13 protein-coding genes are annotated in these 13,338 nt (G+C 67.3%); 7 read left to right on the plus strand and 6 right to left on the minus strand.

The genetic code is table 11. The features are described from left to right. Window positions 1–10: 10 nt before the first annotated feature. Entirely contained in the window at window positions 11–580 is a 570-nt protein-coding gene (locus EJO66_RS08615; protein ID WP_206168839.1) for a DUF3299 domain-containing protein, read from the minus strand. Window positions 581–693: 113 nt separating this feature from the next. Between EJO66_RS08615 and EJO66_RS08620 the strand changes: the two genes are divergently transcribed. Further along, window positions 694–1,224 (plus strand): hypothetical protein, encoded by a 531-nt coding sequence (locus tag EJO66_RS08620; protein ID WP_124959307.1) that lies wholly within the window; start codon window positions 694–696, stop codon window positions 1,222–1,224. On the opposite strand, the gene arfB is transcribed toward EJO66_RS08620, so the two are convergent. Genes arfB through EJO66_RS08635 form a run of 3 tightly spaced genes read right to left on the minus strand, consistent with a single transcriptional unit; the run spans window position 1,193 to window position 3,541 of the window. Beyond that, on the minus strand, window positions 1,193–1,600 hold the full coding sequence (gene arfB / locus EJO66_RS08625) for an alternative ribosome rescue aminoacyl-tRNA hydrolase ArfB (RefSeq protein WP_125965031.1): 408 nt from the start codon (window positions 1,598–1,600) through the stop codon (window positions 1,193–1,195). The two genes, EJO66_RS08620 and arfB, sit on opposite strands and share 32 nt — an antisense overlap. Window positions 1,601–1,616: 16 nt before the next feature. Continuing rightward, window positions 1,617–2,801, minus strand: a complete 1,185-nt coding sequence (locus tag EJO66_RS08630; RefSeq protein ID WP_125965032.1) for an acetyl-CoA C-acyltransferase family protein — start codon at window positions 2,799–2,801, stop codon at window positions 1,617–1,619. Window positions 2,802–2,842: 41 nt separating this feature from the next. After that, window positions 2,843–3,541, minus strand: coding sequence for a TetR/AcrR family transcriptional regulator (locus tag EJO66_RS08635; protein ID WP_164547793.1), 699 nt, complete (start codon window positions 3,539–3,541; stop codon window positions 2,843–2,845). A gap of 139 nt (window positions 3,542–3,680) precedes the next feature. Between EJO66_RS08635 and EJO66_RS08640 the strand changes: the two genes are divergently transcribed. Genes EJO66_RS08640 through EJO66_RS08665 form a run of 6 tightly spaced genes read left to right on the plus strand, consistent with a single transcriptional unit; the run spans window position 3,681 to window position 10,321 of the window. Further along, complete coding sequence (locus tag EJO66_RS08640; protein ID WP_125965034.1) at window positions 3,681–4,541, plus strand: ABC transporter ATP-binding protein; 861 nt, start codon at window positions 3,681–3,683, stop codon at window positions 4,539–4,541. Then, window positions 4,541–5,419 (plus strand): branched-chain amino acid ABC transporter permease, encoded by an 879-nt coding sequence (locus tag EJO66_RS08645; RefSeq protein ID WP_124959302.1) that lies wholly within the window; start codon window positions 4,541–4,543, stop codon window positions 5,417–5,419. Before EJO66_RS08640 ends, EJO66_RS08645 begins: the two co-directional genes overlap by 1 nt. Window positions 5,420–5,421: 2 nt before the next feature. Next, the gene (locus EJO66_RS08650) at window positions 5,422–6,459 is read left to right on the plus strand and encodes a branched-chain amino acid ABC transporter permease (RefSeq protein ID WP_125965035.1); all 1,038 of its coding nucleotides are present in this window, start codon (window positions 5,422–5,424) and stop codon (window positions 6,457–6,459) included. Between the two features lie 15 nt (window positions 6,460–6,474). Beyond that, window positions 6,475–7,665: an ABC transporter substrate-binding protein gene (locus EJO66_RS08655; RefSeq protein ID WP_125965036.1), complete on the plus strand. Its 1,191-nt coding sequence runs from the start codon at window positions 6,475–6,477 to the stop codon at window positions 7,663–7,665. An 8-nt stretch (window positions 7,666–7,673) separates the two neighbouring features. Beyond that, entirely contained in the window at window positions 7,674–8,504 is an 831-nt protein-coding gene (locus EJO66_RS08660; RefSeq protein ID WP_125965037.1) for an ABC transporter ATP-binding protein, read from the plus strand. Next, the gene (locus EJO66_RS08665) at window positions 8,501–10,321 is read left to right on the plus strand and encodes an AMP-dependent synthetase/ligase (RefSeq protein WP_125965038.1); all 1,821 of its coding nucleotides are present in this window, start codon (window positions 8,501–8,503) and stop codon (window positions 10,319–10,321) included. The genes EJO66_RS08660 and EJO66_RS08665 overlap by 4 nt, the downstream gene beginning before the upstream one ends. Before the next feature lie 13 nt (window positions 10,322–10,334). On the opposite strand, the gene EJO66_RS08670 is transcribed toward EJO66_RS08665, so the two are convergent. Beyond that, entirely contained in the window at window positions 10,335–10,673 is a 339-nt protein-coding gene (locus EJO66_RS08670; protein ID WP_240648549.1) for a hypothetical protein, read from the minus strand. A 9-nt stretch (window positions 10,674–10,682) separates the two neighbouring features. Beyond that, window positions 10,683–13,304, minus strand: a complete 2,622-nt coding sequence (gene clpB, locus EJO66_RS08675) for an ATP-dependent chaperone ClpB (RefSeq protein ID WP_125965040.1) — start codon at window positions 13,302–13,304, stop codon at window positions 10,683–10,685. Between the last annotated feature and the right edge of the window lie 34 nt (window positions 13,305–13,338).

A 13,338-nucleotide genomic window follows, 5' to 3' on the forward strand; every position in this document is an offset into this window, starting at 1 on the left:
CAAGACCACGTCAGCGCGCCGCGACGAAAGGCTCCACGGAGGCCGACTTGATCTCGTAGCCGCTCACGCCCATGTCCACCGAGGAGTAGCGCGCAGCCTTCAGCAGGCCGCTCACGCGCACCGTGTCCATCGCATGCAGGCCCTTCACGGTATCGGCCGCAACCACGTGCACGATCTGGTTGGCGGGCGGCGGCGGCGTGTGGATGCAGGCGCCGAAGTAAGGCACCAGCAGGAACTCGCGGATGCCGGCCTGCGTGTTGTCCAGCGGGACGACGAAGCCCGACAGGCGCGCAGCCGTGCCGTCGAGCGCCACGTTGACCGGGGCGTTGTCCCAGACGGCGCGCATCTCGTCGAGCATCTGGACCGCGCGCGGGTCGTTGTCGCGCAGCGACTCCAGGCTCAGGTTGCGGTAGCGCTTGGTGGGATCCCAGTTCTTGGGAACGAGCTCTTCCCACTTGAGTTCCTGTGGCGCACCCGCGGCCGCCGAGGCGCTGTCGGCGGCCGGCCCGCAGCCCGCCAGGGCAGCGGCGCCCAGCGCCAGCAGGAAGGCCGGCAAAGTGCGGCGGAGGAAGGCTCTCATGGCGCCTATTGTGCTTGCGGCCCGTGTCCGCCAGCTTAGCGGGGGCTTAACGGTGAAGACAAATTGCCCGCGCCCGGCCAGAATCGCGCCACCACGACTGCGAGGAGATCCGCATGGCTGCAACAGGATGGCTGGGACTCACGTCCCTTGGCATTGTCCACACCGCGATCAGCCTGATCGCCGTGATTGCGGGGCTGATCGCCCTGTTCCGCTACAGGGAAATCACGCTGCGCACCGGCTGGGGCCAGGTCTTCGTGTGGACCACCGTGCTGACCTGCCTGACCGGCTTCGGCATCTTCCAGCACGGCGGTTTCGGCAAGCCGCATGCGCTGGGCATCCTGACGCTCGTGGCGCTGGCCGTGGGGGCAGCCGCCGGCCGCGGCGCCTTCTTCGGCCAGGCCTCGCGCTACGTCGAAGCCGCAGCCTTCTCGGCCAGCTTCCTGTTCCACTGGATTCCGGCCTTCACCGAAACCCTGACCCGCCTGCCGCTGGGTGCGCCCCTGCTGCCCAATGCCGATGCGCCCGAACTCAAGGCGATCACCGCGGTGCTCGGCGTGCTGTACCTGGTCGGCGTGACGCTGCAGATCAAGCGGCTGCGCGGCGGCAAGCCGGTCAGTCCCGCACCGGTCCGCGCAGGTTCTTGATCTGCGAGCGCTGGCTCTTGCCTTCGAGCCGGCGCTGCCTCGAACCGTAGGTCGGCTTGGTGGCGCGCCGCACGCGCGGCGGTGTGGCCACGCTGTCGACCACCTCCTGCAGGCGCGCGAGCGCGTCGGCGCGGTTCATTTCCTGCGTGCGGTACTGCTGCGCCTTCAGCACGAAGACGCCCTCCTGCGTGATGCGGCTGTCGCGCAGCGCGAGCATCCGCTCCTTCACGTCGGCAGGCAGCGAACTCGCATGGATGTCGTAGCGCAGGTGGACCGCGCTCGACACCTTGTTGACGTTCTGGCCGCCCGCGCCCTGCGCGCGGATCGCGCTGAACTCGACCTCGTCGGGGTCGATCAGGACAGGTGGGCGGAGCATGCCCGCAAGTGTGCCTTCAAACGCGCTCGAACACGGCAGCAATGCCCTGCCCGCCGCCGATGCACATCGTGACCAGCGCATGGCGCCCGCCGGTGCGGTGCAACTCGGCAATCGCCTTCGTGGTGATGATCGCGCCGGTCGCGCCCACCGGGTGGCCCAGCGAAATGCCCGAGCCGTTGGGGTTCACCTTGGCCGGGTCGAAGCCCAGCTCCTTGATGACCGCGCAGGCCTGCGCCGCGAAGGCTTCGTTCGATTCGATCACGTCGAAGTCGGCGACCTTCAGGCCCGTGCGCTCCAGCACCTTGCGCGTGGCAGGCACCGGGCCGATGCCCATGTACGCGGGCTCCACGCCGGCGTGCGCATAGCCCACCAGGCGTGCGAGCGGCTTCAGACCTCGCGCCTTGACGCTCTCTCCACTGGCGAGCACCACAGCGGCGGCGCCGTCGTTGATGCCCGAGGCATTGCCGGCGGTGACGAGGCCGTCCTTCTTGAAGGCGGGCTTCATCTTCGAGAGCGTTTCCGCGGTGGTGTCGGCGCGCACGTGCTCGTCGGTGTCGAACAGCACGACGCCCTTGCGCGTCTTCACCTCGACCGGAACGATCTGCTCCTTGAAGCGGCCCGCCGCAATGGCCGCCGCTGCGCGCTGCTGGCTGGCCACGGCCAGTTCGTCCATCTGCGCGCGCGTGATGCCGTAGCGCGCCGCCACGTTCTCGGCCGTGATGCCCATGTGGATCTTCTCCCACGGGTCGTGCAGGATGCCCAGCATGTAGTCGACCAGCACCGCGTCGCCCATGCGTGCGCCGTAGCGCGCCGAGGTGTCGAAGTAAGGCCCGCGGCTCATCGATTCCGAGCCGCCGCCGATGGCGATGTCGCAGTCGCCCAGCGCAATGGCCTGCGCGGCCGACACGATCGCCTGCAGGCCGGAGCCGCAGAGGCGGTTGACGTTGAAGGACGGCGTCTCGATCGGGCAGCCCGCGTCGATGGCCGCCACGCGGCTGAGGTAGGCGTCCTTCACGTCGGTGGGAATCACGTTGCCCATGACCACATGGCCGATGGCATCGGCCGCCACACCGCTGCGTGCGATGGCGGCCTTGACGGCGGTGGTGGCCAGTTGCGTGTTGGGCACGTCCTTCAGTGCGCCGCCGAAGGTGCCGATGGCGGTGCGGGCGGTGCCGACCACGAAGATGTCGCGTGTTGTCATGGTGTGGTTCTCCTGGATTGAAAAATGGATTCGGTGGCCGCTCACCTGGCCTTCGTCGCCGCGGGCTTGCGGCGCGGCGCAGCCGGGCGGTTCAGTACGCCATTCAACAGCAGTTCGATGCCCTGGTCGGCAATCTGGTCGGGCGTCAGGTCGCCATCGGGGCGGTACCAGCGGCCGATCCAGCTCAGCGCGCCGGCCAGCATGAAGGCGGCCATCTTGGGATCGCAGGGCGCGATCGAGCCTTCGGCCACGCCATCCTCGATGAGCCGGCGGAACTGCCCGTCGATGCCGGCCTTGAGGCGCCGCAGTTCCTTCCTGAGCGGAGCGGGCAGCGGGTCTTCGCCGATGCGGATCACGCACATGCCGAAGTCCTGCGTGACCACGCCCGAATAGATGCGCATGCAGGCCTTGAGCTGGTCGATGGCGCTGCCGCCCGCGGCACGCACCTCGCCGATGCCGGCCTGCATCAGGTCGAGCGCGGTCTTCACGCACTCGAGCAGGATCTGGTCCTTGCTCTCGACGTAGTAGTAGAGCGTGGGCTTGCTGACATTGAGCCGCTCGGCGATGTCGTCGAGCGAGGTCGCATGGAAGCCGCGCTCGTTGAACAGCTGCGCCGCCGTCTGCAACACGGCGTTGCGCTTGACCTCGCGCTGCTGCGCTCGCTTGCCGGCGGGTGCCCAGGGAGAAAGCGCTGCCGGGGACGCGGAGGGAGAGGGTGCAATTGGGGCGGGACGGGCCATGGGGTTTGTGCGGGCGGGGAAAGTCCTGATGCCGCGGCCTGCGGCAAACCCTGACATTACCCGTCAGTAGGAATTTTACGGGCCAGTAGCTTTTCTGGTCCTGGACACAAACCCTGACGCCAGCAGCTCCCTCCTAGCCATGCCTGACGAGCCCATATGGGACGACCTTTCCGCGCCAGCCGCATCCGTGCTGCGGGTGGATGCGCTGACGCTCGCGTTCGGCGGCGTCAAGGCGCTGACCAACGTGGGCTTCGGCGTGGCGCCCGGCTCGATCACCGCGGTGATCGGCCCCAACGGCGCGGGCAAGACATCGCTGTTCAACACGATCTCCGGCTTCTACAAGCCCGCGCAGGGCCGCGTGCTGTTCGAGGGCGAGGACATCACCCGCCTGCCCGCGCCGAAGCGCGCCGCGCTGGGCCTGGCGCGCAGCTTCCAGAACATCGCGCTGTTCCGCGGCATGACGGTGCTCGACAACATCAAGCTCGGCCGCCACGCGCACCTGAAGACCAATGTGTTCGACGCGCTGTTCTACCTGGGCCGTGCCCGCCGCGAAGAAGCCGAGCTGCGGCGCGACGTGGAGGAACGCATCATCGATTTCCTCGAGATCGACCACATCCGCCACGCCTCGGTCGCAGCCCTGCCCTACGGCCTGCAGAAGCGGGTGGAAATGGCGCGCGCCCTGGCCATGCAGCCCAAGGTGCTGATGCTCGACGAACCCGTGGCCGGCATGAACCGCGAGGAGACCGAGGACATGGCGCGCTTCATTCTCGACGTGCGGCGCGAATGGGGCATCACGGTGCTGATGGTGGAGCACGACATGGGCATGGTGATGGACCTGTCGGACCACGTCGTGGTGCTCAACTTCGGCCAGGTGATCGCGCAGGGCACGCCGGCGCAGGTGCAGGCCGACCCCGAGGTGATCCGCGCCTACCTCGGCGCGGGCGACGTCGGCGAACTGCGGCGGCGGCTGCGCGGCGGATCCATGGCAGGAGCGGCCTGATGGATTGGGCCTACCTGTTCGAGATCGCGCTCACCGGCATTGCCGGCGGCGGGCTCTACGCGTTGGCCGCGCTGGCCTTCGTGCTGGTCTACAAGGCCACGCGCGTGGTCAACATCGCCATCGGCGAGATGCTGATGGTCGGCGCGTACCTGTTCTTCACCTTTGCCGCGAGCCTTTCGCTGCCGATCTGGCTCGCGGTGCCGGGCTCGGTGATCGGCACCGGCCTGCTGGGCGCGGTGATCGAGCGCACCATGATCCGGCCCCTGCTGGGCGAGCCGCCGATCTCGGTGTTCATGGTGACGGTCGGCCTCGCGTCGATCCTCGTCGGACTGGTCGAGATCATCTGGACCGCCGACCAGCGCCGGCTGCCCGAGTTCCTGCCGAACGCGCCGGTGATGATCGGCGACGCGTTCCTCGCGCCCAAGATCGCCTACGGCGCGCTGATCGCCGTGGTGCTGATCGGGATGGTGCTGCTGCTGTTCCGCTTCTGGCGCGGCGGCGTGGCATTGCGGGCCACCGCCTCCGACCAGGCGGCGGCGTATTCGATGGGCATCAACGTGCCGCGCGTGTTCTCGCTCGCATGGGTGGCCTCGGCCATGATCGCGGCGGTGGCCGGCATCATCGTCGGCGCCATTGGCGGCATCTCGTCGTCGATGGGGGTGTTCGGGCTTTCGGTGCTGGTGGTGGTGATCGTCGGCGGGCTCGACAGCGTGCTGGGTGCGCTGGTCGGCGGCCTCTTCATCGGGCTGGTGGAGGCGCTGGCCGGGTCTTATCTCGGTGGCGAGTACAAGCTGCTTGCGACCTTCATCGTGCTGGTGCTCGTGCTGATGGTGCGGCCCTACGGGTTGTTCGGCACGCACGAGATCGAGAGGCTCTAGCCATGCGCATCGGCACCCTCAAGCAAAGCTACACAGCCGACGCAGCGCTGTTCGACTCGCGCACACAGAAGGTGTGGCTCGCGATGGGCGCGGCGCTGCTGGTGTTGTTTCCGTTCATGGCCAGCGACTACTGGCTCTACCTGGCGTGCCTGGTCGCCATCAACGTGGCGAGTGCGACGGGCCTCAACATCCTCACCGGCTACACGGGCCTGGTGAGCCTCGGGCAAGCAGCCTTCATGGGACTGGGCGCCTACACCGTCGCGATCATGCAGACGCGGCTCGGCACGCCCTTCCTGGTCAACATTGCCGCGGGCGGCATCGTCGCCATGCTCGGCGGGCTGATCGTCGGCATCCCCTCGCTGCGCGTGAAGGGGCTGTACCTCGCCATTGCCACCATCGCAGCGTCGTTCATCGCGCACTTCCTGTTCGCCAACCTGAAGCTCACGGGCGGCACCTCGGGCCTCTCGCTGCCGCCGGCGCAGTTCTTCGGCCTGCCGCTGGACACCTCGTTCCGGCTCTACTGGGTGATCGTGCCCGTCATGCTGCTCATGGTGCTCGGCGCGGCCAACCTGTTTCGCACGCGCGTGGGCCGCGCCTTCATCGCGATCCGCGACCGCGACATCTCGGCCGAGGTGCTGGGCATTCCGCTCTTGCGCTACAAGCTGCTCTCGTTCGGGCTCTCGTCGTTCTATGCGGGCGTCGCAGGCGGCCTCTGGGCCTACTTCTTCCGCGTGGTCACGCCCGAGAGCTTTCCGCTCCTGATGTCGATCTTCTTCCTGGCCGCGATCATCGTCGGCGGCATGGGCACGATCCTCGGCGGCATCTTCGGCGCGGTGTTCATGACCATGGTGCCCGAGCTGCTCAAGCTGGTGGTCGACCTGCTGCCGGGCGGCGTCGAGATGACCGTATTCCTCTCGCCCGTGCGCACCGTCGTGTTCGGGCTGCTGATCGTCGGATTTCTGGTGTTCGAGCCGCACGGGCTCGCAGAAGTGTGGCGGCGCATACGCCGCTTCTTCCATCTATGGCCGTTTCGTAACTAGAACCAGGAGACAAGCATGCCCAAGACACCGAAGCTTTCCCAACACCGCCGTACGCTGCTGATCGCGGCCGGCCTCTCCGCCAGCCTCTGCGCCGTGTCGTTCGCGAATGCGCAAGGCAACGAGGACATCGTCATCGGCGGCTCCATTCCGATGACCGGCGTGTTCGCCTTTGCCGGCGTCGGCATCAACGCCGGCATTGCCGACTACGTGAAGATCGTCAACGACGCGGGCGGCATCAAGGGGCGCAAGCTGCGCTACGTGCCGGAAGACACGGGCTACAAGGTCGATGTGTCGGTGGCCGCCTTCAAGAAGATCACGAGCCAGAACAAGGTCAACCTCTACTACGGCGACTCGACCGGCTTCTCCAAGACCATCAACCCCGAGCTCGAACGCAACGGCCAGATCCTCATGGCCGGCGCTTCGTTTGCCACCGAGCTCAACGACTCGGCCAAGTACCCGAACCAGTTCCTGGTCGGCCCCGACTACACCGAGCAGATCGGCATCCTGCTGCGCCACATCGCCAAGGAAAAGCCGGGCGCCAAGGTGGCCTTCGTGTACTCCGATTCCGAATTCGGCCGCGATCCGATCGAAGCCAGCGAAGCCGCCGCCAAGAAGCTGGGCCTCACGGTGCCGGTCAAGCTCATGACCCCGCCGGGCAGCGTCGACGTGTCGACCGAGGTCATCAAGCTGCGGCGCGCCGCACCCGACTACACCATCTTCCACGGCTACATCCTCGCGCCCATTCCGGAGTTCGTGCAGCAGGGCAAGCAGATGGGCATGACCAGCAAGTGGATGGGCACCTTCTGGACCATGGACAGCTCCACCGTCATGAAGATGGGCGAAGGCGCCGACGGCTTCATGGGCGTGATGCCCTACCGCTACTACTACGACACCTCGGCCAAGGCGCCGATGCTCGACAAGATCCGCGCGCTGCGCCCCGAGTACCAGAGCACGGCCTACACGCAGGGCTTTCTCACGGCGATGCTGTTCACCGAAGCGGCCAGGCGCACGCTGGATGCGGGCAAGCCGCTGGACGGCAAAAACCTGAAGGCCTCGCTCAACACCATCAAGGACTTCGATACCGGCGGGCTCATCGGCACGCCGATCACCGTCAAGGGCAACTCGATTCCGGTGGGCCGCGTCTACAAGGCCGACATGAAGGCGCAGAAGATGGTGCCGGCGTCGGACTGGATCGCACTGAACTGATCGACCCGATGGACGCGCGCACGGCACCGCCCGACCTCGTCTTGGAGGTCAACAACATCGAGGTGGTCTACAACAAGGTCGTGCAAGTCTTGCGCGGCCTGTCGCTGGCCGTGCCGCGCGGGCAGATCGTGGCGCTGCTCGGCAGCAACGGAGCGGGCAAGTCGACCACGCTGAAGGCAGTGTCGGGCCTGCTCGCGCTGGAAGATGGCGAGATGGAAGCGGGCCGCATCGTATTCGACGGCGCGCCGACCGCACGGCTGGCGCCGCAGCAGCTCGTGCGGCGCGGCCTGAGCCATGTGATGGAAGGCCGGCGCGTGTTCGAGGACCTGACGGTCGAGGAGAACCTGATCGCCGCGACCTATGCGCTCACCGGGCGCGGCGGCCCCGCGCCACCGCGCAATTTCGACGACGTCTACGCGTACTTCCCGCGCCTGCACGAACGCCGCAAGGGCCTCGCGGGCTATCTCTCGGGCGGCGAGCAGCAGATGCTGGCCATCGGCCGCGCGCTGGTCGCGCAGCCCAAGCTCATCCTGCTCGACGAGCCCTCCCTGGGCCTCTCGCCCAAACTGGTGGAAGACATCTTCACGATCATCGCGCGCATCAATGCCGAGCGCGGCACTTCGATGCTGCTGGTGGAGCAGAACGCGAGCGTGGCACTGGCCATTGCCCACACGGGCTACATCATGGAAAGCGGCAAGGTGGTGATCGACGGCAGCGCCGAACGGCTCGCGGCCGACCCCGACGTGCGCGAGTTCTACCTGGGCGTGGGCGGCAGCGGCGAGTCGCGCAGCTTCCGCGCGCTCAAGCACTACAAGCGCCGCAAGCGCTGGCTCTCATGACCGGTGCTGCGCTTCCCTCGCTGACATTGCCGCAGATGCTGCGCGAGCAGGCGCGCTCGCAGCCCCAGCGCATCGCGATCCGCCAGAAGGACTTCGGCATCTGGCATCCGCTGGACTGGGCCGGCTACCTGCGCCGCGCATCCCGCTTCGGCCTCGGCCTGCATGCGATGGGCCTGGCGTCCGGCGGGCATCTCGGCGTGATCTCCGAGAACCGCGTCGAGTGGCTGCTCGCGCAGATGGGCGCCGGCCTGATCGGCGCCGTGACCGTCGGTGTCTACCCGACCAGCCCGAGCAACGAGGTGGCCTATGTGGTCGGCCATGCGGACATCGAGGTGATCGTCTGCGAAGACCAGGAACAGACCGACAAGGTGCTCGACGCCATCGGCCAGCTGCCGCGCCTGCGCAAGATCGTCGTGATCGAGACCAAGGGCCTCGCGAGCTATCCGCCCGAAGTGCGCGCGCTCATCGCGACCTTTGCCGAGGTGGAACAGGCCGGCGCCGAGGTGCACGCCCACGAGGGCGACGCGCGGATCGACGCCGCGCTGGCACGCCAGACGCTCGCCGACATCGGCCTGATGATCTACACCTCGGGCTCCACCGGCAAGCCCAAGGGCGCGATGATCTCGTACCGCAACATCCGCGGCGTGGTGCCCGGCATCGTCGAGCGGCTGGCGCTCGACGGCGACACCACGCATCTCTCGTACCTGCCGCTGTGCCACGTGGCCGAGCAGATGCTCACGGCCTTCGTGCCGGTCTACCTGGGCTCGCAGGTGAACTTCGGCGAATCGATCCGCACCGTGCAGGAAGACCTGCGCGAAGTGGCGCCCACCATGTTCCTCGGCGTGCCGCGCATCTGGGAGAAGCTGCATGCGGGCATCAGCATCAAGATGCAGGAGGCGGGGCGGCTGCAGCGTGCGCTGTTCCGCCGCGCGCTCGCGGCCTGCGCGCCGCTGGCCGAGAAGCCGCGCAGCGTGTGGACCTTGGCCGAGCGCGCCCGTTTCGCCCTGCACTACTGGGCGGTGCTGCGCGCGCTGCAGAACTTCATCGGCCTGCGGCGTGCGCGCATCGCGCTGACCGGCGCGGCGCCGATTCCGGCCGACGTGGTGCGCTTCTTCCGCACGCTGGGCGTGCCGCTGGTGGAGGTGTACGGCCTCACCGAATCGACCGGCATGATCGCCGGCCACCGCAGCGATGCCGTGAGGATCGGCACGGTCGGCCCGCCGACGCTGGGCACCGAGCACCGCATCGGCGAAGCGGGCGAACTGCTGGTGCGCGGCGAGATGGTGTTCGAGGGGTACTACAAGAACCCCGAGGCCACGGCCGCGTCGATCCGCGAAGGCTGGCTCCACACCGGCGACGTGGTGCGCGAAGAGGATGGCCAGCTGCGCATCGTCGACCGCCTGAAGGACATCATGATCACGGCCGGCGGCAAGAACCTCACACCTTCGGAAATCGAGAACACCATGAAGGGCAGCCCCTTCATCAAGGAATGCATCGTGGTGGCGGACGGGCGCAAGTTCGTCGGCGCGCTGCTGCAGATCGACTACGAAACGGTGGGCAAGTGGGCCGAGGCCGAGCGCATTCCGTTCACGCACTTCCGCTCGCTGGTGGAAGAGCCGCGGGTGCGCGCGCTGATCGAATCGGAAATCTCACGCGGCAACGACAGGCTCGCGCAGGTGTCGCAGATCCGGCGTTTTCACCTGCTCACAAAAGAGTTGGACCACGACGACGGCGAAGTCACCGCAACCATGAAGGTGCGGCGCTCCAGCATCTACAAAGCCTACGCCGAAGAGATCGAGGCGCTGTACCGCGCCTGACCCGCAGGGCGTTTTACTCGCCGCGCGCGGGCCGGGCCCGCACGTCAGTCACGTCGCCTGCGGGACGCAGTGACAGCGGGCTGCGCACCGACTCGCCGCGCGCACGCGCATTGGCCACGTCGGCGGCGCTCGGCTCGGCTGGCTGTGCCGCATTGCGAAAACGCTCGAAGCCCGAACGCGGGTTGAAGCGCCCGCCCATCGAGGCCATCCAGGGCGTCACGGGCTTGCCCGTGATCCGCCCCCAGGCGTAGCGAACGCCCCACACGGCCGCCAGCAACATGACGGCGACCGCCAGGCTGGCCGCGAAGACCAGCCCCAGGAGCAGAAGAATGACGCGAAAAATGAAGTTCATCATCCGACTTTAGGCCGCAACGGCCTCCGATGGTTCCCCGGCCTTGGTGAACGAGAACTGGCCGGGGGTCCGGATCGGGTCGGTATTCACTTCGATGGTGTCCTTCGGCCCGAAGCTGCCGTCGAGCAGCAGCCTCGAGAGCGGATTCTCGATGCGCTGCTGGATGGCGCGCTTGAGCGGCCGCGCGCCGAACACCGGGTCGAAGCCGACCTTGGCAATCTCGGCCAGCGCCGCGGGCGACACCTCCAGGCCCAGGTCCATCTTCGCGAGCCGCGCCTGCAGCACCTTGAGCTGGATCGCGGCAATCGATTCGATGTTCTTCGCGTCGAGCGCATGGAACACCACGGTCTCGTCGATGCGGTTCAGGAACTCGGGGCGGAAGTAGTTCTTGAGCTCGTCCCACACCGCTTCCTTGATCTCCTCGGCGGGCTGGCCCACCATCGACTGGATGATCGGCGAGCCGATGTTGCTGGTCATCACGATCACGGTGTTCTTGAAGTCCACGGTACGGCCCTGGCCGTCCGTGAGGCGGCCGTCGTCGAGCACCTGCAGCAGCACGTTGAACACGTCCGGATGCGCCTTCTCGACCTCGTCGAGCAGCACCACGCTGTAGGGCTTGCGGCGCACGGCTTCCGTCAGGTAGCCGCCCTCCTCGTAGCCCACGTAGCCCGGCGGCGCGCCGATCAGGCGGGCGACCGAATGCTTCTCCATGAACTCGCTCATGTCGATGCGGATCAGGTGGTCTTCGCTGTCGAACATGAAGCCAGCGAGCGCCTTGCACAGTTCGGTCTTGCCCACGCCCGTGGGGCCGAGGAACAGGAACGAGCCGGTCGGGCGGTTCGGATCGGAGAGGCCCGAGCGCGAGCGGCGGATCGCATTGGCGACCGCGCCGATGGCCTCGTCCTGCCCCACCACGCGCTCGTGCAGCTTGTCTTCCATCACGAGCAGCTTGTCGCGTTCGCCCTGCATCAGCTTGGCGACCGGAATGCCGGTGGCGCGCGCCACGACCTCGGCGATTTCTTCGGAGCCCACTTGCGTGCGCAGCAGCGTGGGTGCGCTGGACTTGCCCTTGCTCGCCTCGCTTTCCTCGGCCTCGCGCAGGCGCTTCTCCAGCGCCGGCAGCTGGCCGTATTGCAGCTCGGCAAGCTTGTTGAAGTCGCCCTTGCGCTTCCACTCCTCGATCTCGAACTTGATCTTGTCGATGTCTTCGCGGATCTTCGCGCTGCCCTGGGCCTGCGCCTTCTCGGCCTGCCAGATCTCGTCGTAGTCGGCGATCTCCTTCTGCAGGCGCCCGATCTCGTCCTCGATCAGGCCGAAGCGCTTCTGCGAGGCTTCGTCCTTTTCGCGGCGCACGGCCTCGCGCTCGATCTGCAGCTGGATCAGGCGGCGGTCGAGCCGGTCCATGACCTCGGGCTTGGAGTCCATCTCGATCTTGATCTTGGCCGCGGCCTCGTCGATCAAGTCGATGGCCTTGTCGGGCAGGAAGCGGTCGGTGATGTAGCGGTCACTCAGTTCGGCCGCGGCCACGATGGCCGGGTCGGTGATCTGCACGCCATGGTGCACTTCGTACTTTTCCTGCAGGCCGCGCAGGATGGCGATGGTGGCCTCCACGCTGGGCTCGCCCACGATGATCTTCTGGAAGCGGCGCTCCAGCGCGGCGTCCTTCTCGATGTACTTGCGGTATTCGTCGAGCGTGGTGGCGCCCACGCAGTGCAGCTCGCCGCGCGCGAGCGCGGGCTTGAGCATGTTGCCCGCGTCCATCGCACCCTCGGCCTTGCCGGCACCCACCATGGTGTGAAGCTCGTCGATGAAGACGATGGTCTGGCCTTCGTCCTTGGCAAGCTCGTTGAGCACGGTCTTCAGGCGCTCCTCGAACTCGCCGCGAAACTTGGCACCGGCCAGCAGCGCGGCCATGTCGAGCGACAGCACGCGCTTGCCCTTGAGCGACTCGGGCACCTCGCCCGCAACGATGCGCTGCGCCAGACCTTCGACGATGGCGGTCTTGCCCACGCCGGGTTCGCCGATGAGCACGGGGTTGTTCTTGGTGCGGCGCTGCAGCACCTGGATGGCGCGGCGGATTTCCTCGTCGCGGCCGATCACCGGGTCGAGCTTGCCCAGGCGCGCGCGCTCGGTGAGGTCGATGCAGTATTTCTTGAGGGCTTCGCGCTGGCCTTCGGCGTCGGCGCTGTTCACGCCCTGGCCGCCGCGCACGGCCTCGATGGCCGACTCGAGCGACTTGCGGCCGAGGCCGTTTTCCTTGGCGATGCGGCCGATGTCCGACTTGCTGTCGGCCACGGCCAGCAGGAAGAGCTCGCCCGCAATGAACTGGTCGTTGCGCTTGATGGCTTCTTTCTCGGTGGCCTGCAGCAGCTTGCCGAGTTCAGGGCCGACCTGGACGATGTCGTGCCCCTGTACCTGCGGCAGCTTCTTGATGGCCGCTTCGGCCGCCTTCGCGAGGCCCTGCACATTGACACCGGCGCGCTCCAGCAGGGCGCGCGGGCCGTCCTCCTGGCGCAGCATCGCGGCCAACAGGTGGGCCGGTTCGATGTAGGCGTTGTCGTTGCCGAGCGCGAGCGTCTGGGCGTCGCTCAGCGCTTCCTGGAATTTGGTGGTGAGTTTGTCTTGTCGCATGGTGGTATTCCTGCACTCAAAATAGGACTGTTCG

Origin of the sequence: Variovorax beijingensis (genome assembly GCF_003951285.1) — a bacterium.
Lineage (GTDB): Bacteria > Pseudomonadota > Gammaproteobacteria > Burkholderiales > Burkholderiaceae_C > Variovorax > Variovorax beijingensis.

Excerpts from the sequence above, each read along its gene's own strand:
- EJO66_RS08635 (WP_164547793.1), bottom strand. The coding sequence starts at position 3,541 with ATGGCCCGTCCCGCCCCAATTGCACCCTCTCCCTCCGCGTCCCCGGCA.
- EJO66_RS08620 (WP_124959307.1), top strand. The coding sequence starts at position 694 with ATGGCTGCAACAGGATGGCTGGGACTCACGTCCCTTGGCATTGTCCAC.
- EJO66_RS08630 (WP_125965032.1), bottom strand. The coding sequence starts at position 2,801 with ATGACAACACGCGACATCTTCGTGGTCGGCACCGCCCGCACCGCCATC.
- arfB (WP_125965031.1), bottom strand. The coding sequence starts at position 1,600 with ATGCTCCGCCCACCTGTCCTGATCGACCCCGACGAGGTCGAGTTCAGC.
- EJO66_RS08670 (WP_240648549.1), bottom strand. The coding sequence starts at position 10,673 with ATGAACTTCATTTTTCGCGTCATTCTTCTGCTCCTGGGGCTGGTCTTC.
- EJO66_RS08640 (WP_125965034.1), top strand. The coding sequence starts at position 3,681 with ATGCCTGACGAGCCCATATGGGACGACCTTTCCGCGCCAGCCGCATCC.
- EJO66_RS08615 (WP_206168839.1), bottom strand. The coding sequence starts at position 580 with ATGAGAGCCTTCCTCCGCCGCACTTTGCCGGCCTTCCTGCTGGCGCTG.
- EJO66_RS08645 (WP_124959302.1), top strand. The coding sequence starts at position 4,541 with ATGGATTGGGCCTACCTGTTCGAGATCGCGCTCACCGGCATTGCCGGC.
- EJO66_RS08650 (WP_125965035.1), top strand. The coding sequence starts at position 5,422 with ATGCGCATCGGCACCCTCAAGCAAAGCTACACAGCCGACGCAGCGCTG.
- EJO66_RS08655 (WP_125965036.1), top strand. The coding sequence starts at position 6,475 with ATGCCCAAGACACCGAAGCTTTCCCAACACCGCCGTACGCTGCTGATC.
- EJO66_RS08660 (WP_125965037.1), top strand. The coding sequence starts at position 7,674 with ATGGACGCGCGCACGGCACCGCCCGACCTCGTCTTGGAGGTCAACAAC.
- clpB (WP_125965040.1), bottom strand. The coding sequence starts at position 13,304 with ATGCGACAAGACAAACTCACCACCAAATTCCAGGAAGCGCTGAGCGAC.
- EJO66_RS08665 (WP_125965038.1), top strand. The coding sequence starts at position 8,501 with ATGACCGGTGCTGCGCTTCCCTCGCTGACATTGCCGCAGATGCTGCGC.